This window comes from Mycobacterium asiaticum, assembly GCF_001673315.1.
Lineage (GTDB): Bacteria > Actinomycetota > Actinomycetes > Mycobacteriales > Mycobacteriaceae > Mycobacterium > Mycobacterium asiaticum_B.
Genome location: NZ_LZLQ01000015.1, coordinates 296,991 through 317,184 on the forward strand (window position 1 = coordinate 296,991; position 20,194 = coordinate 317,184).

Annotated in this window: 16 protein-coding genes; 5 read left to right on the forward strand and 11 right to left on the reverse strand. The window is 63.9% G+C overall.

Annotated elements, in window-relative coordinates; all coding sequences use genetic code 11:
- Positions 1-30 precede the first annotated feature (30 nt).
- From A5636_RS02615 to A5636_RS27525, 3 genes are all read left to right on the forward strand, one after another.
- Positions 31-486: an MmpS family transport accessory protein gene (locus tag A5636_RS02615; protein WP_065157193.1), complete on the forward strand. Its 456-nt coding sequence runs from the start codon at positions 31-33 to the stop codon at positions 484-486.
- The gene (locus tag A5636_RS02620; protein ID WP_065157114.1) at positions 483-3,377 is read left to right on the forward strand and encodes an RND family transporter; all 2,895 of its coding nucleotides are present in this window, start codon (positions 483-485) and stop codon (positions 3,375-3,377) included. The genes A5636_RS02615 and A5636_RS02620 overlap by 4 nt, the downstream gene beginning before the upstream one ends.
- 200 nt (positions 3,378-3,577) lie before the next feature.
- Positions 3,578-5,104: a PecA family PE domain-processing aspartic protease gene (locus tag A5636_RS27525; RefSeq protein WP_065157115.1), complete on the forward strand. Its 1,527-nt coding sequence runs from the start codon at positions 3,578-3,580 to the stop codon at positions 5,102-5,104.
- Between the two features lie 9 nt (positions 5,105-5,113).
- Here the strand turns inward: A5636_RS27525 and A5636_RS02630 are convergent, their stop codons facing one another.
- The 5 genes from A5636_RS02630 to nadD are packed head-to-tail and all read right to left on the reverse strand — an operon-like array spanning position 5,114 to position 8,408.
- Positions 5,114-5,944 (reverse strand): DegV family protein, encoded by an 831-nt coding sequence (locus A5636_RS02630; RefSeq protein ID WP_065157116.1) that lies wholly within the window; start codon positions 5,942-5,944, stop codon positions 5,114-5,116.
- A complete protein-coding gene (gene octT / locus A5636_RS02635) occupies positions 5,941-6,708 on the reverse strand; it encodes a diglucosylglycerate octanoyltransferase (RefSeq protein WP_065157117.1) in 768 nt (255 codons plus the stop codon). The genes A5636_RS02630 and octT overlap by 4 nt, the downstream gene beginning before the upstream one ends.
- Complete coding sequence (gpgP, locus tag A5636_RS02640; RefSeq protein WP_065157118.1) at positions 6,698-7,369, reverse strand: glucosyl-3-phosphoglycerate phosphatase; 672 nt, start codon at positions 7,367-7,369, stop codon at positions 6,698-6,700. Before gpgP ends, octT begins: the two co-directional genes overlap by 11 nt.
- Complete coding sequence (gene rsfS, locus A5636_RS02645; protein ID WP_065157119.1) at positions 7,366-7,749, reverse strand: ribosome silencing factor; 384 nt, start codon at positions 7,747-7,749, stop codon at positions 7,366-7,368. Before rsfS ends, gpgP begins: the two co-directional genes overlap by 4 nt.
- Entirely contained in the window at positions 7,746-8,408 is a 663-nt protein-coding gene (gene nadD / locus A5636_RS02650; protein WP_081287548.1) for a nicotinate-nucleotide adenylyltransferase, read from the reverse strand. Before nadD ends, rsfS begins: the two co-directional genes overlap by 4 nt.
- 177 nt (positions 8,409-8,585) lie before the next feature.
- Here nadD and A5636_RS02655 point away from each other — a divergent pair, with 177 nt between their 5' ends.
- The gene (locus A5636_RS02655) at positions 8,586-9,578 is read left to right on the forward strand and encodes a class I SAM-dependent methyltransferase (protein ID WP_155763510.1); all 993 of its coding nucleotides are present in this window, start codon (positions 8,586-8,588) and stop codon (positions 9,576-9,578) included.
- Here the strand turns inward: A5636_RS02655 and A5636_RS02660 are convergent, their stop codons facing one another.
- The 5 genes from A5636_RS02660 to A5636_RS02680 form a co-directional block, all read right to left on the reverse strand.
- Entirely contained in the window at positions 9,579-11,021 is a 1,443-nt protein-coding gene (locus A5636_RS02660) for a vWA domain-containing protein (RefSeq protein WP_065157122.1), read from the reverse strand.
- Entirely contained in the window at positions 11,021-11,896 is an 876-nt protein-coding gene (locus A5636_RS02665; protein WP_065157123.1) for an AAA family ATPase, read from the reverse strand. Before A5636_RS02665 ends, A5636_RS02660 begins: the two co-directional genes overlap by 1 nt.
- Before the next feature lie 15 nt (positions 11,897-11,911).
- Positions 11,912-13,168, reverse strand: a complete 1,257-nt coding sequence (locus tag A5636_RS02670; RefSeq protein ID WP_065157124.1) for a glutamate-5-semialdehyde dehydrogenase — start codon at positions 13,166-13,168, stop codon at positions 11,912-11,914.
- Positions 13,169-13,256: 88 nt separating this feature from the next.
- Entirely contained in the window at positions 13,257-14,672 is a 1,416-nt protein-coding gene (locus tag A5636_RS02675) for a mechanosensitive ion channel domain-containing protein (RefSeq protein WP_065157125.1), read from the reverse strand.
- A complete protein-coding gene (locus tag A5636_RS02680) occupies positions 14,672-16,852 on the reverse strand; it encodes an adenylate/guanylate cyclase domain-containing protein (protein WP_065157126.1) in 2,181 nt (726 codons plus the stop codon). Before A5636_RS02680 ends, A5636_RS02675 begins: the two co-directional genes overlap by 1 nt.
- 163 nt (positions 16,853-17,015) lie before the next feature.
- Between A5636_RS02680 and A5636_RS02685 the strand changes: the two genes are divergently transcribed.
- Positions 17,016-17,894 carry a ribokinase gene (locus A5636_RS02685; RefSeq protein WP_155763511.1) on the forward strand — a complete coding sequence of 293 codons (879 nt, stop codon included), beginning with the start codon at positions 17,016-17,018 and terminating at the stop codon, positions 17,892-17,894.
- A gap of 203 nt (positions 17,895-18,097) precedes the next feature.
- Here A5636_RS02685 and A5636_RS02690 read toward each other — a convergent pair whose 3' ends face one another.
- Positions 18,098-20,146 (reverse strand): NAD(+) synthase, encoded by a 2,049-nt coding sequence (locus tag A5636_RS02690; RefSeq protein ID WP_065157128.1) that lies wholly within the window; start codon positions 20,144-20,146, stop codon positions 18,098-18,100.
- Between the last annotated feature and the right edge of the window lie 48 nt (positions 20,147-20,194).

Genomic DNA, 20,194 nt, shown 5'->3' on the forward strand with positions numbered 1-20,194 from the left:
ACCCAAGATCAGCTGCGGAAGGTGGTGTCGATGAAAACTGCTTCAGTTTCAGGATCCGTCACCCGCGGGCTGAAGAAGGTATGGATACCGCTGGTGCTGGTCGTTGTCCTTGCCGTCTCGGCGCTAGTCGTGTCGCGCCTGCACAAGATTTTCGGCTCGGAGGACCTCAATGCCAACGCCGGCGCAGGAATCGAGATCGTGCAGTTCAACCCGAAAGTTGTGCTCTATGAAATCTTCGGTTCGGCCGGTGCCACCGCCAACATCAACTACTGGGACGCCGATGCCAACACCCACCAGGTCGATGCTGCGGCGCTGCCTTGGTCCTTCACGATTTCCACGACGCTCCCCTCGGTGAGCGCCAACATCATGGCGCAAAGCGACGGCAGCCGCATCGGCTGCCGTATCACCGTCGACGGCGTGGTCCGGGAGGAGCAGAAGGCTGACGGGGTCAACCCACAGACCTTTTGCCTGGTGAAATCAGCATGAGCGATGTGGACAGCACGACGCACGTCGGCACCGACGACACCGCGCCCATCAAAGTTGGTGCCGACCCCAAAAGCGAACGGCCACACCGCCCGCCCATCCCACACATCATCCGGATCTTCGCAGTGCCCATCATCGTGGGTTGGGTATTGCTGACCGTCCTGGTCAACATCATTGTTCCGTCGCTGGAAAAGGTCAGCGAAGAACATTCGGCACCTATGACGCCGCCGGACGCGCCGTCCATGGTGGCAATGATGCGGTTGGGGCACAACTTCAAGGAGTTCGACTCCGACAGCACGGTGATGATCGTGCTGGAAGGCCAGCAGCCCCTCGGCGACAGCGCGCACCGGTTCTACGACAGCGTGATCCACGAATTGCAGCAGGACCACAAACATATCCAGCACATTCAGAATTTCTGGGGCGACCGATTGACCGCGGCCGGCGCCCAAAGCGCCGACGCCAAAGGCGCTTACGTGATGCTGAACCTTGCCGGCGCCCAGGGCACCACGCTGGCCAATGAATCGGTCGAGGCGGTCCGCAAGGTGTTGGACCACAAGACACCGCCGCCCGGGGTGAAGGCCTACGTCACGGGTCCGGCGGCGCTCAGCGACGACATGCACCTCATCGGCAATGCCAGCCTGGCCAAGATCACTCTGTTCACCCTGGTTGCCATCGCGATCATGCTGCTGCTGGTCTACCGGTCCATCATCACCACACTGGTGCAGCTGTTCATGACCTTCGTCGCGCTCGCGGCATCCCGCGGCATCGTCGCCGTTCTGGGCTACCACAATGTGTTTGGTCTCACCACTTTCGCCGCCAATATCCTCACCATGTTGGCGATCGCCGCAGGCACCGACTACGGGATCTTTCTCGTGGGCCGTTATCAGGAGGCACTGCGCGCCGGCGAGGATCGGGAAACCGCTTACTACACCACTTTCCGCGGTGTGGCCCCGGTGGTTCTGGGATCTGGCTTGACGATCGCCGGGGCAACCTACTGTCTGAGTTTCTCCCGTCTGCCGTGGTTCAACACGATGGGCGCCCCGGTGGCGATCGGGATGCTGGTCGTGGTTGTGGCCGGTTTGACGCTGGGTCCCGCGGTGGTTTTCGTGGGCAGCAAGATGCATCTGTTCGAATCTAAGCGCGCTGCTCGGCAGGGCAGACTGTGGCGGCGGGTCGGCACCGCGGTAGTGCGCTGGCCCGCACCGATTCTGGCGGTCAGCGGAGCGATCGTGTTGATCGGCATGGTTGCGCTGCCCGGCTATAAGACGAGCTATAACGACCGCTACTACCTGCCGACCTCGGCGCCGTCCAACATCGGCCAGGCCGCCGCTGACCGCCATTTCTCCCAGGCGCGAATGAACCCGGACATGTTGATGGTCGAGGCCGACCACGACATGCGGAATCCAGCCGACATGCTGGTGCTGGACCGGGTGGCCAAGAACGTGATGCGCACTGTGGGAATTGCGATGGTGCAGGACATCACCAGGCCGCTGGGCATTCCGATTCAGCACAGCTCCATACCTTTTCAGAACAGCATGCAGAGTCAGACGACGATGCAGAACCTGTCGTTCCTGCGGGACCGAATGAACGACATCACCAAGATGGCCGACCAGATGCAGTTCATGATCGAGACCATGCAGCAGATGTACAAGGTCACGACCGAGCTTTCGGACGCGGCCGACGACAGTGCCCGTACGACGGCCGAAACCGCCGATATCACCAATCGGTTGCGGGACCACATCGCCGATTTCGACGATTTCTGGCGCCCCATACGCAGTTACTTCTACTGGGAAAAGCACTGCTATGACATTCCCATCTGTTGGTCGCTGCGTTCGCTGTTCGACTCGCTGGATGGATTCGACCAGCTGGCCGGCCAATTCGATCTGCTGACCAAGGACATTCAGCGCACCGCGACAGCGACGCACCACATGTTGGTGTTGATCCCGCCGATGATCGAGACGATGAAAACCACCAAGGCGTTGACCCTGACGATGCAGGCAACGTTCTCGGCGATGCTCAATCAGATGGAGGCGATGAGCAATACGGCCGTCGTCATGGGACAGAGTTTCGACGCTTCCAAGAATGACGACTTCTTCTACCTGCCGCCGGAAGCGTTCGACAACCCCGATTTCCAAACGGGTCTGCGGATGTTCCTGTCGCCGGACGGCAAGTCGGCACGATTCTTCGTCACCCACCAGGGCGATCCGATGACGCCGGAAGGGATTTCGCGGGTCGACGCGGAGCGCTCGGCCGCGCAGGAGGGTTTGAAGCAATCATCTCTTTCGGATGCCAAGGTGTATCTCGGCGGTACGGCCGCGACGTTCAAGGACATGCACGACGGGGCCAAGTACGACCTGATGATCGCGGTGGTCTCGGCGTTGACGCTGATCTTCATGATCATGCTGCTACTGACCCGAAGCGTGGTTGCCGCACTGGTTATCGTTGGCACCGCGGGCAGTTCGATCGCGGCGTCCTTCGGGCTATCCGTGCTGATCTGGCAGGACTTGTTCGGCATCCGAATTCACTGGATCGTGATGGCGTTGTCGGTCATCATCCTGCTGGCGGTCGGATCGGACTACAACCTGTTGCTCGTCTCCCGCTTCAAAGAAGAGATCTATGCCGGGCTCAAGACCGGCATCATCCGGTCGATGGCGGGTACCGGCGGTGTGGTTACGGCGGCCGGTCTGGTGTTCGCGTTCACCATGGCGTCAATGCTCGGCAGTGATCTGCGGGTGCTGGGCCAGTTCGGGTCTACCGTCTGCATCGGTCTGCTTCTGGACACGCTGATCGTCCGCACCTTGCTGATGCCGTCCATCGCGACGTTGCTCGGACGCTGGTTCTGGTGGCCGCAGGTGGTACATCCGCGGGGCGACAATGCTCTGGTGAAAGTTTGACGGACGGTGAGTGCTCCGCTCGTGCGGTAGACCTCGATTGGCTCGGAACGCCTGCGAGCTGATGTTCACAAGGCCTTCCTAACCCGGACGACAATCCCCATCCGCCCTGCCCCCAGACCGACGAAGCTGCGCCATTCTCCGCCAAAGTGCGGCAGTCGCGCAGTACGCTCTGTCAGGGATCGACGAAGGAGGCCCGGGGCGTGTCGCTATTATTGGTGTCTCCTAACCAGTTCTTCTCGGCGACAACGGTTTTGGAAGGCATAGGCTCCTCGCTGTCCTCAGCCAACGCGGCGGCGGTCGTCCCCACCACTGGCCTGGCAGCCGCCAGCGCCGACGAGATCTCGGCCGAGCTGGCGACGTTCTTTGCCGAGCACGGCCGGCAATATCAGGCGGCGGCCGGACAGTTCGTTACGTCGTACGAGCAAGTTGTGCTCAGATTGCTGGAGTCCGCACAACTCTATGCCGACGCCGAAATCGCCGTCGCTCGCCAGCTGGCCGCAGGCGCATCCCGCGTCGTCAACGAACCCGTCCTGCAGCTCACCGGACGCCCGCTGTTCGGCGACGGCGCCAACGGATACACAAACGCTCAGGGCGTGGGAACCCCCGGTGGCGCCGGTGGCTGGTTGTTCGGCAACGGCGGCACCGGCGGTGTCAGCGTTCGCTACGGGGTAGCCGGCGGCGCCGGCGGTGCGGGCGGTGTGTTACTGGGTAACGGCGGCACGGGCGGTCGTAATCTCTACGGCGGCATGCCGGGTGGCGCCGGAGGGTCCGCGGGTCTGATCGGCATCGGCGGTACCGGGGGGGCCAGCGGGCCTGGTGGCGTCGGCGGTGCGGGCGGTCGCGGCGGCCTGTTGGGACTGCCCGGAACCGGGGGGATCAGCACGGCCCTGGGGCCGAACCAAACGTTGATCCATCCCGGCGACTACGGCAGCCCGATTCTGAATATCTCGGTCGGTGGTGGGCCGAGTGGGTCCGTCACCGTCGACTCCGGCGCCAGCGGCCTGGTTGTACCACCGCAGTACGTCAACATGGCGGCCCTCGGTGCGTCCACCGGGTCGGGAAGTGTGAGCTACGGCGGTGCCCTATTCGTCAACTATCAGACCTATGTCACGACAGTGGATTTCGGTAATGGAATCGTCACGGCACCGACCACTGTCGGGGTCGCCACCTCGGCATACTTGAACACCCCGGGCAACGTGGTCGACGTGTCGTCGCTGCCCGCCTACCTGGGCGTGGGACCTAACAACGATTTTCCGTTCAGCAGCCCAGTGACCGCCGCGCTGCCGGGCAACATGAACGAGGGAGTGTTGATCAACCTGCCCCGCGGAATGCTGGAGTTCGGACCCAATCCACTGCCTCCCCTTGTCGAGATGGACGGTGCCCCGAGAACCGTTGTGCAAGTGCAGATCAACTACGAATTGCCGCATACCGTAGGCGCATTCATCGATTCCGGTGGCGAGCTGGGAGCCATCCCACAATCATTGGTGCCGGGCCTGGCAATCGGTAATCACCTGCCGGCCGGAACGATCATCACCGTCTCCACGATCAACGGCGTGCCGCTCTACACCCAGACAGTCACCGCCGCCCACACCCCGTTCGTCGTCGCATCGGCGACGGCCAACAACTTCTACGTCTTCAACACCGGGTCCTACCCGTTCTCACAACTGCCCATCTACATCTGGAACAACGACGCGATAGGTACGACGATCTTCGACCGACAGATCTGAGCGTCTAAGTCATTCGGTCAGTTGCAGGCAGACCGCCAGCGCTCCGGAACCGACGTGCACCGCCAGCACGGGTCCCAACGGCGACACGATCGCGGGGGCACACTCCGGCAACCGTTCGGCCAGTTCCGTCGCCAACTCCAGCGCGCCGTCGGGGTTGCCGACGTGGTGGGCGGCCAGCGCGGCGGAGCGCTCCCCCACCACCTCACAGATCTGGTCGATCAGGGCTGCGACAGCTCCCTTGGCGGTTCTTACACGTTGCGCCAAAACGAGTTTGCCGTCTTCGATATGCAGCAGCGGTTTGAGTGCAAGCGCGGTACCCAGCCAGGCCTTGGCGCCGCCGATCCGTCCGCTGCGCCGCAAATTATCCAACCGGTGCACGATCATGTAGGCGTGCGTCCGGTCGACAGCGTCCGTCGCGGCTTTGCAGACGGCGTCGAGGTCGGCTCCGCTCGCGGCTGCCTCGGCGGCGGTCACCGCCGCGAAACCCGTGCCCATCGCCGTGGACTTGGAATCGACGACCCGCACCGCGCTACCGAGATCCTGGGCGACACGTTCGGCCAGGCGGTAGGTTCCGGACAGACCCGACGAAATATGCACTGCCACAACGCCGTCGCCGTCACTATCGGCCAAGGCCTGCTGGTAAACGGCGCTCAAGTCGGCCGGCGTGGCGGCTGCCGTGGTCGCATGGCGCTTGTGGATGTCCTCGGGGATCTCGTCGACGCCGTCGCGTAGGTCGGCATCGTCGAGCAGGATGTGCAGGGGCACCTCGCGAATGCCCCACCGGTCCCGCAGTTCGGCGGGCAGCCGCGAGGAGCTATCGGAGACGACCTGGACAGTCATCGGCTGTCGCGGGTTTTCTCGTTCGGCGCAGCCCCGGCCTGAAAGGCTTCGGCCAGCGCTTTGAGCATCAGCTCCGCGACCGCCTGATGCGCTTCGAAGTTCCAGTGAATGCCATCCGGGTTGCCACGTCCGCTCATCACCTCATCGCCGACCGCGGCTTTGAGGTCGACGAGCGGAACATGGTGGCCCGCTGCCCATTCGGTGATCGCCGCGACGGTGCCCGCGCGTCCCTGGTGAGCTTTGCCGTAGGTCTCGGCGATATGGACCGAGGGCAGTGAGGCCACAATCGGAATCCCGGGCCGGTTGAAATCAATTGCGCCACGGGTCATTTCGAGGTATTCGGCAGACAGACGCGGCGGGAGGGCCGCCCGGGCGACCGGAGAGAACCGCGGCTGTATCCAACCGTAACCGTCCCGCACCCAGCGCCGCAGCCACGGCGGCCGCACGTAGCGGATGAGCTCGCGCAGCGCCGTCGGCAACACCGAGGGCAGCGAGTCCATCCCGCTGGTAGCGAAGATGACCGCGCCGGCCCTGGGCAGGGCCGCCCAAGACCTCGGGTCCTGGGTCGCCGCCCACCACACATCGCGACACGTCCAGCCGATCCGCCCGATCAGCTCCACATCCCAGTCAAGTTGATCCGCAACGATATTCGGCCATATCCGGGGATCGTCTGCGGGCAGGCCCCCGGTGGGCCCGTAGTAGGACAGCGAATCCGCGAAGATCAGCAGTACGGGACGTGGCGCGCGACCGGCCTCAGAGGACATCGTTGGACACCTGCGCCGAAGCGTTCCACACGTCCAGGCGCCACCGGATCGCGTCGAATTCCGTGTCCGGCTGCGAGTGCCCGGACAGCTGCACCCAACTGGCGTTACCGAGGCCACCCAGGATCGGCCAGTTCTGGGTCGGCAATCTCAGCAGCGCAGCGGACAATGCCGCGATCAGTCCGCCGTGCGCGACCAGCACGACTGGCCGCTCCGGTGCGCCCGCTCCGCCCCATTCCGGGGCCGCCGACACCAACTCTGTCACCAGCGGAACACTCCGGGCGGCAACGTCGACACGGCTTTCACCGCCGTGCGGCGCCCACGTGGCATCCTCGCGCCACGCCAGCCGGGCACCCGGAACCTCGGCATCGATCTGGTGGTGGGTCATGCCCTGCCAGTCGCCCAGATGCGTCTCCCGTAACCGGGCGTCCACCCGCACCGGCATACCGGTGCACTCCCCCAACTTGACCGCCGTGTCGTAGGCCCGGCGCAGATCCGACGACACGATCAGCAGCGGCTGCAGTTTTCCGAGCACCTCCGCCGCCGCGACCGCCTGGGCCCGCCCGAGTTCACTCAGGTCAGTGTCGAGTTGACCCTGCATCCGGCTACCGAGGTTGTAATCGGTTTGCCCGTGACGCAGCATCACCAACCGACGAACCGTCATTGCGTGTCCGCTGCGGGTTGGTCGCCCAGGTCGACCGGCACTATGGGGCAGTCGCTCCACAGCCGGTCCAGGGCATAGAAATTGCGGTCGTCCTGGTGCTGGATGTGCACCACGATGTCGCGGTAGTCCAGCAAGGTCCACCGACCTTCGCGGGCGCCCTCGCGTCGGGCCGGCTTGTAGCCCGCCTGGCGCATCTTTTCCTCGACTTCGTCGACGATCGCGTTGACTTGCCGCTCGTTGGACGCCGACGCGATGACGAAGCAGTCGGTGATGACCAACTGTCCGGAGACGTCGATGACAAGGACATCGTCGGCCAATTTCGAGGCCGCGGCGGTGGCGGCCACTGTCGCCATGTCGATCGCTTCCTGATTTGCGCTCATGTGCTGTTCCCGGCGGCCAAGCTGGGAGCGGCCGGGTTTTCGCTCCTCTCGGGGGTTCGGTAAAGACGTCGCTTGGAGACGTACTGCACGACGCCGTCGGGCATGAGGTACCACAGCGGGCGATGCTCGTTGGCACGCTGTCGGCAGTCGGTCGACGAGATAGCCAGCGCGGGGATCTCATGCAGCGTCAAGGTGCCCTCGGCGAGCTCACCGATGGCTTCAATGATGTGGTCGTCACGCAGTTCGTAGCCGGGACGGCTGACACCGATAAAGCGCGCGAGGGCGAAGAGTTCTTCCCAGCCCTGCCAGGACAGGATTGAAGCGAGCGCGTCGGCACCGGTGATGAAGAACAGCTCGGAATCCGGATTGAGAGTGTGCAGGTCCCGCAGCGTGTCCCTGGTATAGGTCGGGCCGGCGCGGTCGATGTCGACCCGACTCACCGAAAAGCGGGGATTGGAGGCGGTCGCGATGACCGTCATCAGGTAGCGGTCCTCGGCGGCCGACACCTGGCGGTCTTTCTGCCATGGCTGGCCGCTGGGCACGAATACCACTTCGTCGAGTTCGAATTTGTCGGCCACCTCGCTGGCAGCAACCAGGTGGCCGTAATGGATGGGATCGAACGTCCCACCCATAACTCCCAGCCTGCGCTGCTTTTGCATGGTTTGCCAGCTTACTGGAGCCTGCGATCAGGCCTTACTTCCCGCGGATCGCGCGCAACTGGCGCCTGGACAGGAAACATCAATGCTCGGCGACGACGTGGGTGATCGTGTAAAAGAAGATCTGTGGAAAATGCGCCGTTGGGCTCGCTAGATCAAACGCAAGAGTGGAAAGACGCCATGACCCGGCGACTTTACAGCCGCTCGGTAGTGACCGGCGAAATCTCGCTGCCGGCCGTGCCCAGCATGCTCGACGAGTACGTCCAAATGTGCAGCAACATCTTCGCGAGCGTGGGCAGGAAATTCAACGACGAGGAAATCGCCCATCTGCGTACCGTGCTGCAGAACCAGTTGACCGAGGCCTACTCGATCTCCCAGCGGTCCAACATCGTCGTCACCTACAACGCCCCCGTCGGCCCCACCCTGCATTACCAGGTCAACACCCGCTGGTTCACCGTGGCCGAGGCGTATGACAACTGGGTCAGCACCCGCGAACCACCACTGTTCGGTACCGAGCCCGACGCCCGGGTGTGGGCACTGGCCAGCGAAGCCGCCGATCCCAGCACCCACCCCGTGCTTGATATCGGTGCCGGCACCGGACGAAACGCCCTTCCGTTAGCACGGCGCGGACACCCTGTCGACGTGGTGGAGCTGACTCCGAAGTTCGCCGAGATCATCCGCTCCGAGGCTCAGCGGGAATCGCTGAACGTACGGGTGATCGTGCGCAATGTCTTCGAGACCACCACCGATCTACGCCAGGACTATCAGCTGATCCTGCTCTCCGAAGTGGTGCCCGATTTCCGCACCACCGAGCAGTTGCGCGACCTGTTCGAACTCGCCGCGCGCTGCCTGGCACCGGGCGCGCAATTGGTGTTCAACACCTTCCTCGCCCGCCACGATTACGAGATCGACAGCGCCGCACGTGAATTCGGACAGCAGGCCTACACCGGCATGTTCTCCCGTCAGGAGATGTCGGCCGCGGTCGCCGGGCTGCCGCTGGAACTGGTGGCTGACGACTCGGTGTACGAGTACGAAAAGACCCACCTGCCGCCCGGCGGGTGGCCCCCCACCAGTTGGTATGCCGACTGGGTCAGCGGGCTGGACGTCTTCCCGGTGGAGCGCGACAACAGCCCGATCGAGCTGCGCTGGTTGGTGTTTCGCAAGACCCGCTGATTACACCGGCAACAGCTGGTCGATCACCGCGGCCAGTTGTTTGGCCGAGCGGCATTCGTGCATGGTGATGACTTCTTCGTAGCGCGGGACCGCCGAATCCCCACTGCCCCACAGGTGTCTGGGTTCGGGGTTGAGCCAGTGCGCATGCCTTGCGGCGGTCACCATGTCGGCCAGCACGTCGACGGCAGGGTTGCGGTAGTTGGTACGCCCGTCGCCGAGCACCAGCAAGGAACTGCGTGGGGACAGCACATTCGGGTTGGCCTGCACGAACGAGACGAACGCGTTGCCGTAATCGGAGTGCCCGTCACGCGCATACACGCCGGCCTCCCGGGTGATCCGCTGGATCGCTACGGCGAGATCCGCCTCCGGCCCGAACATGTGCGTCACCTCGTCGGTGGTGTCGATGAAGGCGAACACCCGTACCCGCGAGAATTGTTGGCGCAGAGCATGCACCAGCAACAGTGTGAAGTGACTGAATCCGGCGACCGAACCCGACACATCGCACAGCACCACCAATTCCGGACGCGCCGGACGCGGCTTCTTCAGCACCACGTCGATCGGCACACCCCCGGTAGACATCGACTTACGCAACGTCTTGCGCAGGTCGATCGACCCCGCACGGGCCCGCCGGCGCCGGGCCGCCAGCCGGGTGGCCAGGGTACGTGCCAGCGGCGCCACCACATGGCGCATCTGCCGTAATTGATCGCCGGAGGCACGCAGGAATTCGACGTTCTCAGAGAGCTGGGGAATGCCGTACATCTGGACGTGGTCGCGACCCAACTGTTCGGCGGTACGCCGCTTGGTTTCCGCGTCGACCATCTTGCGCAACTGTGAAATTTTGCGCGCTGCAAGGGCTTTGGCGATCTGCTCCTGGCTGGGTGACGGCTCGTCACCGTAGGGGGCGAGCAAGCCTGCCAGCAGCTTGCCCTCCAGCTCGTCCAGCGCCATGGCCTTGAGCGCCTGGTACGACGAAAACGACGGGCCGCGGCTGGAGTTGTACTTGCCGTAAGCCTCCACGATTCGCGCGATCATCCTGACCAGTCGCTCGTCCATGTCGGCCAGGTCGGGGTTCTCGTTCAACAGATCCAACAGCATCTGCCGCATCGCCTCGACGTCGTCCGGCGGCAACGCATCAGGGTCGCCGGCCGCATCGTCGTCGGCCACCACAGCTCGCGTACCCAGCGCCGCGGGGAACCACAGGTCGAACATCGCGTCGTAGGTGTCCCGGTGATCCGGTCGACGCAGGACCGCACACGCGATGCCTTCGCGCAGCACTTCTCGATCACCCAAACCCAGCGTGGCCATCACCCGGCCGGCGTCCACCGTCTCGGACGGTCCTACTGAGATTCCGCTGCCGCGAAGAGCTTCCACGAACCCGACCAGATGACCGGGCAGCCCGTGTGGGGCGAGCGGCCGGGACGGACGGATGCGTCGGGTAGCCATCAGTTCAGCCTTAATTCTCCGGCCGCGCGTTGCTGGTCGGATTGATGTTTGAGCACCACGCCCAGAGTGGCGGCGACGACGGCGTCGTCGATGGTGTCCAGGCCCAGCGCGAGCAACGTGCGGCCCCAGTCGATGGTTTCGGCGACGGACGGCAACTTCTTGAGTTGCATTCCGCGTAGCACCCCGATGATGCGCACCAGCTCCTCGGCGAGATGCTGCGGCAGTTCGGGAACACGCGACAGCAGGATGCGCCGTTCCAGTTCGGGGGTCGGAAAGTCGATGTGCAGGAACAGGCAGCGGCGCTTGAGGGCCTCGGACAGCTCACGGGTGGCGTTGGAAGTCAGCACTACCAACGGCGTGCGAGTTGCGGTGATGGTGCCCAGTTCGGGGACGGTCACGGCGAAGTCGGATAGGACCTCCAGCAACAGACCTTCGATTTCGATGTCGGCCTTGTCGGTCTCGTCGATCAACAGCACTGTCGGTTCGGTACGGCGGATCGCGGTCAGCAGGGGCCGCTGCAGCAGGAATTCCTCACTGAACACGTCGTCCTTGGTCGCCTCCCAGTCCCCCGATCCGCTCTGGATGCGCAGGATCTGCTTCGCGTGATTCCACTCGTACAGCGCGCGGGCCTCGTCGACGCCCTCGTAGCACTGCAGCCGCACCAGGCCGGATCCGGTGGCCTGGGCGATAGCCCGGGCCAGCTCGGTCTTGCCGACACCGGCCGGACCTTCCACCAGCAGCGGTTTACCGAGCCGGTCAGCCAGGAAAACCGCGGTGGCGGTGGCAGTGTCGGGCAGGTAGCCAGTCTCGGCGAGTCGTCGCGACACGTCGGCGATATCGGCGAACAGGGGCATGGGTCGCGCGGGCACGCTCATTGGAGTCTCCTAGGTTCAGGCCGGACGGGTGTGGCCCGTGACCGGTGAGCCCCACACGATCCACTTGGTCGAGGTCAATTCCGGCAATCCCATCGGGCCCCGGGCGTGCAGCTTCTGCGTCGAAATACCGATTTCGGCACCGAAACCGAACTGCTCACCGTCGGTGAAGGCGGTGGATGCGTTGACCATTACCGCGGCCGCATCGACCTGTTCGGTAAACCTTTGCGCCGCAGCCAGATCAGTCGTGACGATGGCTTCGGTATGTCCGGTGCCGTATTCGTTGATATGGGCGATGGCGCCGTCCACTCCGTCGACCACCGCGACGGCGATGTCCATGGCCAGGTACTCCCGGCGCAGGTCGTCGTCACCCGGATCGGTGTGCACCGCCACGCCGGCGCCCTGCAGCGCGTTGAGCAGCCTCGGCATCGCCTCGTCGGCGATTGCGGCATCGACCAGCAGGGTCTCGGCGGCATTGCAGACGCTCGGCCGACGCGTCTTGGAATTGAGCAGGATCCGCTCAGCGACCTCGAGGTCGGCGGCTTCGTGCACGTAGACGTGACAGTTGCCGACACCGGTCTCAATAGTCGGTATCTGGGCGTCTCGCACCACCGCCTCGATCAGGCCCGCGCCGCCGCGCGGAATGGCGACGTCGACCAGCCCGCGGGCCTGGATCAGATGAGTCACGGTGGCGCGGTCGGCGGACGGTAGCAGCTGGACCGCGTCGGCCGGCAGACCCTGCTCGTCGAGCGCAGCGCGCAACACCGTGACCAGCGCCTCATTGGACCTCGCCGCCGACGAGCTGCCCCGTAACAGAGCGGCATTACCGGATTTCAGCGTCAACCCGAACGCGTCCACAGTGACGTTGGGGCGACCCTCGTAGATCATTCCGACAACACCGAGCGGAACGCGCAGCTGCCGCAGTTGCAGACCATTGGGCAGCGTGGATCCGCGCAACACCTCACCGACCGGGTCGGGCAAACCCGCGACCTGGCGAAGCCCGGCGGCGATGCCGTCGATCCGCTGCGGGTTCAGCGCCAGCCGGTCAAGCATCGCGGTGGCGATCTTCGCGTCGCGGGCGGCGTTCAGATCTTCGGCGTTGGCCGCCAGGATCTGGTCGGCGTTCGCCAAGATCGCGTCGGCGGCAGCGTGCAGCGCGCGGTCTTTGACCGCGGTGGGTACCGAGGCCAGGACTCGGGCGGCAACCCGGGCGCGCCGGGCGGCATCATGCACCTCTTTGCGCAGATCGGGAAGCGCCGGTGCGGGCAGACTCATTGATCCAGGGTATCGGCACCGGAGCCGGTTTCGTCAGTGTGGTCAGCCCGACTGCGACTCCCAGCACTGGTAGCGGCTCATGCCCAGCTTATGCCGACGCCTCGGCCACCCGCTCGCGACGGGTGATGCGTTTCGCCTTGCGCTGCCGCTCTTCGATCAGCCGGCCCAGGTCCTGCAGCAACAACGGTTTGTCCATCACGATTTTCTCGATGTGTTCGCGGTCGATCTCCAGCGCGGTGACCTCTTCCAGGGCGTGAGCGGCGGCGACGTTGCGTTGCCGCGTCAGCGCGGTGATCCCGATGAATGAACCCTGGTCGAGGGTCGTGACGGGTACGACGACACCGTCCTCGTTGGTCACGGTCAGACGCACGCTGCCGGCGATGAGGAACGTCATCGCCGTGGGGACCGCTCCGGCGTTCTCCACCTTCTCGTCGGCGCCGTACCGGACGATACGTGCGTAGGGCGCGAGGAATTGCTGGTCGGCAAGGGAGAGGCGGAGTTCGGTCGCCACCACCGTGCGCAAAGCCTTCCTGACGCGTTCCGGCGTGGAGAAGTCGTCGCTGGCGCCGTCCAAGTGCAGTTCTTCGCGGCGCGCGGCGTACCAAATCCAGCGCAGGAACGTCGCTTCGGTGGCTCCCGCGTCCGACGGTGAGCCGACCCTGATTGTGGTGCGGTATTCGCCACCGCCCAGCGCGACCGATGTCGGCACCGTGCCGGCCTCGATCAGCGGCAGCGCGCTGGCCACGAGAGACAGCATTGCGCAGACCTTGTCGGGCGGATCCGCCGTCGCGAACGTGGTGGTGATGGAGACCTTGTGAGGGCCGGCCGGCCGGCTGAGATTGGTGAAGGCCGTGGTGGCCAGCATCGAGTTCGGCATAATCCGCATGCCGCCGGCTGTCTGGATATGAACGGCCCGCCAATTCACCTCGACGACTCGTCCCCGCGCCGTCGTCGTGTCCAGCCAGTCGTTGATTCGGAATGGTTGCTCGAACAGCATGAACAAGCCCGACACGATCTGGCCCACGGAATTCTGCAGCATCAGGCCGATAACCACCGACGTAATGCCCAGCGCAGTGAAAACACCACCGACCCGCACGCCCCAGATGTAGGACAAGATCACAGCCAGCCCCACCCCGATCAGGGCGAAGCGCCCGACGTCGAGGAAAATCGCGGGGACGCGCTTGCGCCAGCTTTCTTCGGGAGCTCCTTCGAACACCGTGGCATTGAGCCCGGACAGCAGCAGCACCAGGATCAGAAAGCCGAACACCGTTGTCAGGAGCCGTACCGGTACGTCGCCGGCCGATATCTGGGACGCCTTGACCAGCAGTAACAGCAGGGCCCCGAGCGGGAGCAACCAGTTGCGCACCATGCCGACCTGCCGGGCCAGCCGGCTGTGTCGTCTGACGAGCGTGTGGTGCAGCTCGGTCAGCAGGATCAGTGCAACGGGGAAGCCGATTGCTACTGCGATCGCCCAGTAAAACCACGATGAATGCAAGGGGTTCATCAGCGCTCCGACAACCGGTACATAGTCTGCTCGGTGCCGCCCACCGAAATCGTTCCAGCGGGCGTGAATTGGCGTGAGTCGCGCATTGCTTCGTACACCTGCGACGCGACGTAGATACCGGGTTGCGGAGCGCCGCTGTGCATCTGATACGCCAGGCTTACGGCGGTCCCCCACATGTCGTACACCAGTCCGGACTGGCCCACCAGACCGCTGACCACGTTTCCGGTGTTGATGCCGACCCGCAGACCGAGATCGTGACGACTTCGGCTGTTGAAGCGTTCGATGATGCGCCGCATCTCCAGGGCGAACTCGATGCTTCGGTGGATACTGTCGAGACGCGGTGTGATGACGCCGCAGCTGGCCAGATAGCCGTTGTGGAATGTGCGGATCCGTTCGACGCCAAGGGCTTCGGCTGCCGAGTCGAACTGGCCGAATAGGTCGTCGACGATTCCGACCAATTCGTCTTCGGGAACATCATCGGATATCTCGTCGACTCCGACGATGTCGGCGAAGATGATGGCGACATCCTGGTGCATCTGGGCGATGGTGCTGTCACCCTGGCGATACCGCCGGACGACCGATTCCGGCATCAGCGCCAGCAGCAACCGGTCGTTTTCGCGTCGCTGCTCGTTGAGGAGTTCTTCCTTGATCGCGAGGTTGCGACTCATCTCGTTGAAAGCGTTGGTGAGGTCGCCGATTTCGTCTCGTGACGTGACCGGAATATTTACTTCGTAGTCACCGGAACTGATCCGTTGGGTCCCTTCCTCCAGACGTCGTACCGGACGTACCGCAGCCTGCGCGATCAGCATCGAGGCCACGCTGATCGCGAAGATCATGCCCGCCACCGTCACCGCGAGTGATTTGCTGAAGCGGCCCAGGCGGGCGAAGGCATCCGAGTCATCCCGGGTCGCCAGAATCGCCCAATGCAGATCAGAGTTGGGAATGTCCAGCGGCGCGTAGGCCTCGAGTTCTTTGTTGCCCGTGTAATCGGTGTCGACCACTACCCCGGTATCACCGCGCAGGGCTGCCTTCAGGCCAGCGCTATGAATCGGTTGCACCAGCGTCGTGCCGCCCAACCGGATAGCGCGGTCGGCAATCTCCGACGAGGTACCCGCGGCGATCACCTCACTCCGGTACTCCTTGGGGTCCTGCAGGAAAAGCCTTGAGTCCGAACGCATCAGGTTATCGCCACCGGCCAGGTAGGTCTCGGTCGCAGCGCCCATACCGGCGGCGTCCCAGTTCTTGTTGGCCGTCATGATGCGGTTGATCTTGGCGATCGGCACCGGCAGGGCCATCACGCCGTCAGTTTTGCCGTTGATGCCGACCGGTGATACCACCCACGCCGTCGGAGCACCGAGTGCCGGTTGGTAGGGCTGGAAGTCGGTTATCCAGACGAATTCAACATCGTTGGCGCGCAGTGCCTTTTGGTACGCTTCGCGCAGATTCGATTGCCGATAAGGTCCGGTGAGAATGTTGGTGCCGAGGTCCGGCCCCTTTCGCACCGAGTACACCACGTTGCCGTCCATGTCCAACAACAACGCATCCCGGTAATCGAAACGCGTCACTATATCCCGCATATAGAAGTCGTAGCGGGCATTGGCCGCCGACCATGGACTGCCGTCTCCGGCGTCCAGCACGGGAGTCGAGTCCGGGGCGGATACTGCCGTGTAATTGGCTTGAAGGTACCTCTGCGCGTTGCTGTTTGGTAGCACGGCGTTCAAATCGATCTTCTCACCGGTCAGCCGCTGCATCGGCTTGATCATGTGGTTTTCGTAGTAGCTGACGATGGATTGCTGCTGGGGTCCGGTGATGTTGGCGTTGGCCAGCTGATTGAATCCCGCGCTGAGCGCAATGATGGCTTGGTCCACGCTGAAGCCGCTGCTGTAGACGTCCAGCGAATTCGTCACTTCCTGGAACAGCGCTTCGATCTGACGCTTCTGAGATTCCCGCAACTCGATCAGCCGCTCGGACTCGACTTCTCGCAGCGCACTGCGGCCGGAGATGCCGGCCAATACCCCGATCACCGCCACCGACAGGATGCTCGACAGCAGCAGGGCAACCAGAATCTTGGACTGAATGCTGATCCGAAAACGTATGCCCGGCAACCGGAAGCGAGCACGCCTTTTCGCCGGATCGCTGGCGCTCTCCGACGTCGGCTCTGTTGGCTCACCCGATGTCAATCGGCTTCCTTCTGTCACCGGTCTGCTACGGGTCCCGGTCACGGTGCAGACTAGCTTGCGTGCTGGCGGGATTTTGTCCTTCGACGAAAAGTGACGCCGGCCCGTGTCCTGGCTTTCACCGAAGAGTGATGCTTTTGCGTTCTGGGCCTCTATTCTCGACGGCATGTCAACGCGGGTTGCCGTTGTGGGCAGCGTGAACCTGGACCTGACGTTTACGTTGGACGTCGCGAAGTTGCCGCGGCCGGGCGAGACGGTGCTGGCATCCTCGCTGAGGTATACGCCCGGCGGTAAGGGTGGCAACCAGGCGGTGGCAGCGGCTCGCGCGGGTGCACGGGTGCAATTCGTGGGTGCGGTCGGAGATGACGCGGCCGCTGACCAGTTGTTGGCTCACCTACGCTCAGCCGGAGTCGGACTGGACGGAATCATTCGTTGCGCCGGGCCTAGCGGAACGGCGGTTATCGTCGTGGAAGCCGGCGCCGAAAACACCATCGTGGTGGCAGCGGGCGCGAATTCCCAACTGACGGTGAAACCCAACGCCCTTGCGGACTGCGATGTGTTGTTGACCCAATTGGAGATTCCGGTGACAACGGCGACGGCGGCGGCTACTCAGGCGCGTCTGGCCGGAGCCGTCGTGATGGTCAATGCTTCACCACCCGGGCAGGACAGTGATCTGCTGGCCGAGTTGGCCGCGGTTGCCGACGTGGTGATCACCAATGAGCACGAGGCGCACGAGTGGCCCTGGCAGCCCGAACATTTCGTGACCACGTTGGGCGCGCGGGGTGCTCGGTACGTCGGGATTGACGGTGAGTTCGAGGTTTCCGCACCAGGCGTGACGGCGGTGGACACCACGGGTGCTGGCGATGTGTTCGCCGGTGTGCTGGCGGCACACTGGCCTGGAAGTCCTGGCTCGGCGGCGCAGCGACTGTCCGCGTTGCGACGCGCCTGCGCGGCTGGTGCGCTGGCCACCTTGGTGCGCGGCGCCGGTAACTGCGCGCCGGATGCCGTCGCGATCGACGCGGCAGTCGACCGTTTGTCGTCGTAACGAAACTACCCCCAGCCCACCTCGACTACGGCCAACCCCGACTCACACGTTCCATCATCCGGAAAAACTCTTCACCCACGAAGACGACGCTAAAGACGCTAACGACGACAAACACGACGAAGACGACGAACCGTAGCGGTCAGCAAGCCAAGACGTGGCGACCGGTTTGGAGCCGACCGCCACATCACTTTTCGGTGCAGGTGTTAGTCCTCGGGAATCTCGCGTTCGATCTCGTCGAGCCAGATCTTGGCGGACATGTCCGATGGCGCGCGCCAATCCCCGCGCGGCGACAACGAGCCGCCATGAGACACCTTGGGGCCGTTAGGCAATGCGGAGCGCTTGAACTGGCTGAACGAATAGAAACGCTGGACGAACACCTGCAACCAGTGCCGAATATCGCTCAACGAATACGTCGGCCGATTGTCCTCCGGGAAGCCGGGTGGCCAACTGCCGCGCTCGGCATCGCTCCACGCGTGCCAGGCCAGGAAGGCGATCTTCGATGGCGGAAAGCCAAAGCGCAGCACCTGGAACAACGAAAAGTCCTGCAGCGCATACGGCCCGACCTTTGCTTCGCTACTTTGCAGTTCCTCTTCCTCCCCGGCGGGAACCAGTTCCGGGGTGATCTCGGTGTCGACCACAGATTGCAGCACGTCGGTTACTTCTTTCTCGAACTGGTCCGACGAGATGACCCAGCGAATCAGGTGCTGGATCAGGGTTTTGGGCACACCACCGTTGACGTTGTAATGCGACATCTGGTCACCCACCCCGTAGGTCGACCAACCCAACGCAAGCTCCGAAAGGTCCCCCGTGCCAAGCACGATGCCGCCGCGCTGGTTAGCCAGCCGGAACAGGTAATCAGTGCGCAACCCTGCCTGCACGTTTTCGAAGGTGACGTCGTAGACCTTTTCGCCGCGCGCGAAAGGATGCCCGATTTCTTCGAACATCCGCTTGGCGGTCTCTCGGATGTCGATCTCCTCGAAGGTGATGCCCAGCGCTTTACCCAAGTTGACCGCGTTGTTCTTGGTGTGGTCGCCGGTAGCGAAGCCCGGCAGCGTGAATCCCAGGATGTCACTCCGCGGGCGTCCCTCCCGGTCCATTGCCTTGGCCGCGACAATCAACGCGTGTGTGGAATCCAGCCCGCCGGAGACGCCGATGATCACCTTCGGGTAGTCGAGCGCCCGTAGCCGCTGCTCGAGCCCTGCCACCTGGATGTTGTATGCCTCGTAGCAATCCTGTTCCAGCCGTTCCTGATTCGCCGGGACGAACGGGAACCGCTCGATGTTGCGCAGCAGGCCGATGTCACCGTCCGGCGGGTCAACGCGAAACTCGATGCGCCGGAACGAGTCCGCGGTCGCCCGATGGTGGCGGCGGTTGTCGTCGAAGGTGCCCATCCGTAACCGTTCAGAGCGCAGCAGCCCGGTGTCGACGTCGGCTACCGAGCGCTGCTCTTCCTTCGGAAAGCGTTCGGAGCACGCTAACTGGTTGCCGTTCTCCCAGATCATCGTTTGGCCGTCCCATGCCAGGTCGGTCGTGGACTCCCCCGGGCCCGCGGCCGCATAGACGTACGCGGCCAGGCAGCGGGCCGAAGCCGAGCGGGCGAGCAGGCAGCGGTCCTCGGCCCGACCAATAGTGATCGGGCTGCCCGACAGGTTGGCCAGTACGGTCGCACCCGCCAGGGCCGCCTCCGCGCTGGGCGGCACCGGAACGAACATGTCCTCACAGATCTCGACGTGCAGCACGAAGTCCGGCAGGTCGGACGCGGTGAACAGCAGGTCCGGGCCAAACGGAGCTTCCACGTCGAGACGAGCAATCCGAATCGAGCCGCGCTCGCCATTCCCGGGTGCGATCTGGCGCTGCTCGTAGAACTCGCGGTAGGTCGGCGGATACGACTTCGGGACGACACCCAGCACCTGGCCACGGTGGATGACCACCGCGGTGTTGTAGATGCGATGCATATGCCGCAGCGGAGCGCCCACTACGAGTACCGGCAGCAGGTCGGCGGACGCGGCGACGATCTCGCTCAGCGCTTCTTCGACCGAATCCAGAAGAGAATCCTGCAGCAGGATGTCCTCGATCGAGTACCCACACAGCGTCAGTTCTGGAAAAACCGCCAGCGCGACGCCGTCGTCGTGACACTCGCGCGCCAACCCCAGAACGGACGCGGCGTTGGCCGGGGGGTCGGCGATCGAGGTGTGGTGGGTGCACGCGGCGACGCGCACGAACCCGTGCTGGTATGCCGAATAGAAGCTCATTGCCCTCCAATTCTCGCGTTACTGTCAGATCTCCGGGATTGACGTCGG

Coding starts and splice junctions, on each gene's coding strand:
- A5636_RS02675 (WP_065157125.1), bottom strand. CDS start 14,672: ATGAACCCCTTGCATTCATCGTGGTTTTACTGGGCGATCGCAGTAGCA.
- A5636_RS02685 (WP_155763511.1), top strand. CDS start 17,016: ATGTCAACGCGGGTTGCCGTTGTGGGCAGCGTGAACCTGGACCTGACG.
- A5636_RS02690 (WP_065157128.1), bottom strand. CDS start 20,146: ATGAGCTTCTATTCGGCATACCAGCACGGGTTCGTGCGCGTCGCCGCG.
- A5636_RS02620 (WP_065157114.1), top strand. CDS start 483: ATGAGCGATGTGGACAGCACGACGCACGTCGGCACCGACGACACCGCG.
- octT (WP_065157117.1), bottom strand. CDS start 6,708: ATGTCCTCTGAGGCCGGTCGCGCGCCACGTCCCGTACTGCTGATCTTC.
- nadD (WP_081287548.1), bottom strand. CDS start 8,408: ATGCAAAAGCAGCGCAGGCTGGGAGTTATGGGTGGGACGTTCGATCCC.
- rsfS (WP_065157119.1), bottom strand. CDS start 7,749: ATGAGCGCAAATCAGGAAGCGATCGACATGGCGACAGTGGCCGCCACC.
- gpgP (WP_065157118.1), bottom strand. CDS start 7,369: ATGACGGTTCGTCGGTTGGTGATGCTGCGTCACGGGCAAACCGATTAC.
- A5636_RS02665 (WP_065157123.1), bottom strand. CDS start 11,896: ATGAGCGTGCCCGCGCGACCCATGCCCCTGTTCGCCGATATCGCCGAC.
- A5636_RS02655 (WP_155763510.1), top strand. CDS start 8,586: ATGACCCGGCGACTTTACAGCCGCTCGGTAGTGACCGGCGAAATCTCG.
- A5636_RS02615 (WP_065157193.1), top strand. CDS start 31: ATGAAAACTGCTTCAGTTTCAGGATCCGTCACCCGCGGGCTGAAGAAG.
- A5636_RS02630 (WP_065157116.1), bottom strand. CDS start 5,944: ATGACTGTCCAGGTCGTCTCCGATAGCTCCTCGCGGCTGCCCGCCGAA.
- A5636_RS02660 (WP_065157122.1), bottom strand. CDS start 11,021: ATGGCTACCCGACGCATCCGTCCGTCCCGGCCGCTCGCCCCACACGGG.
- A5636_RS02670 (WP_065157124.1), bottom strand. CDS start 13,168: ATGAGTCTGCCCGCACCGGCGCTTCCCGATCTGCGCAAAGAGGTGCAT.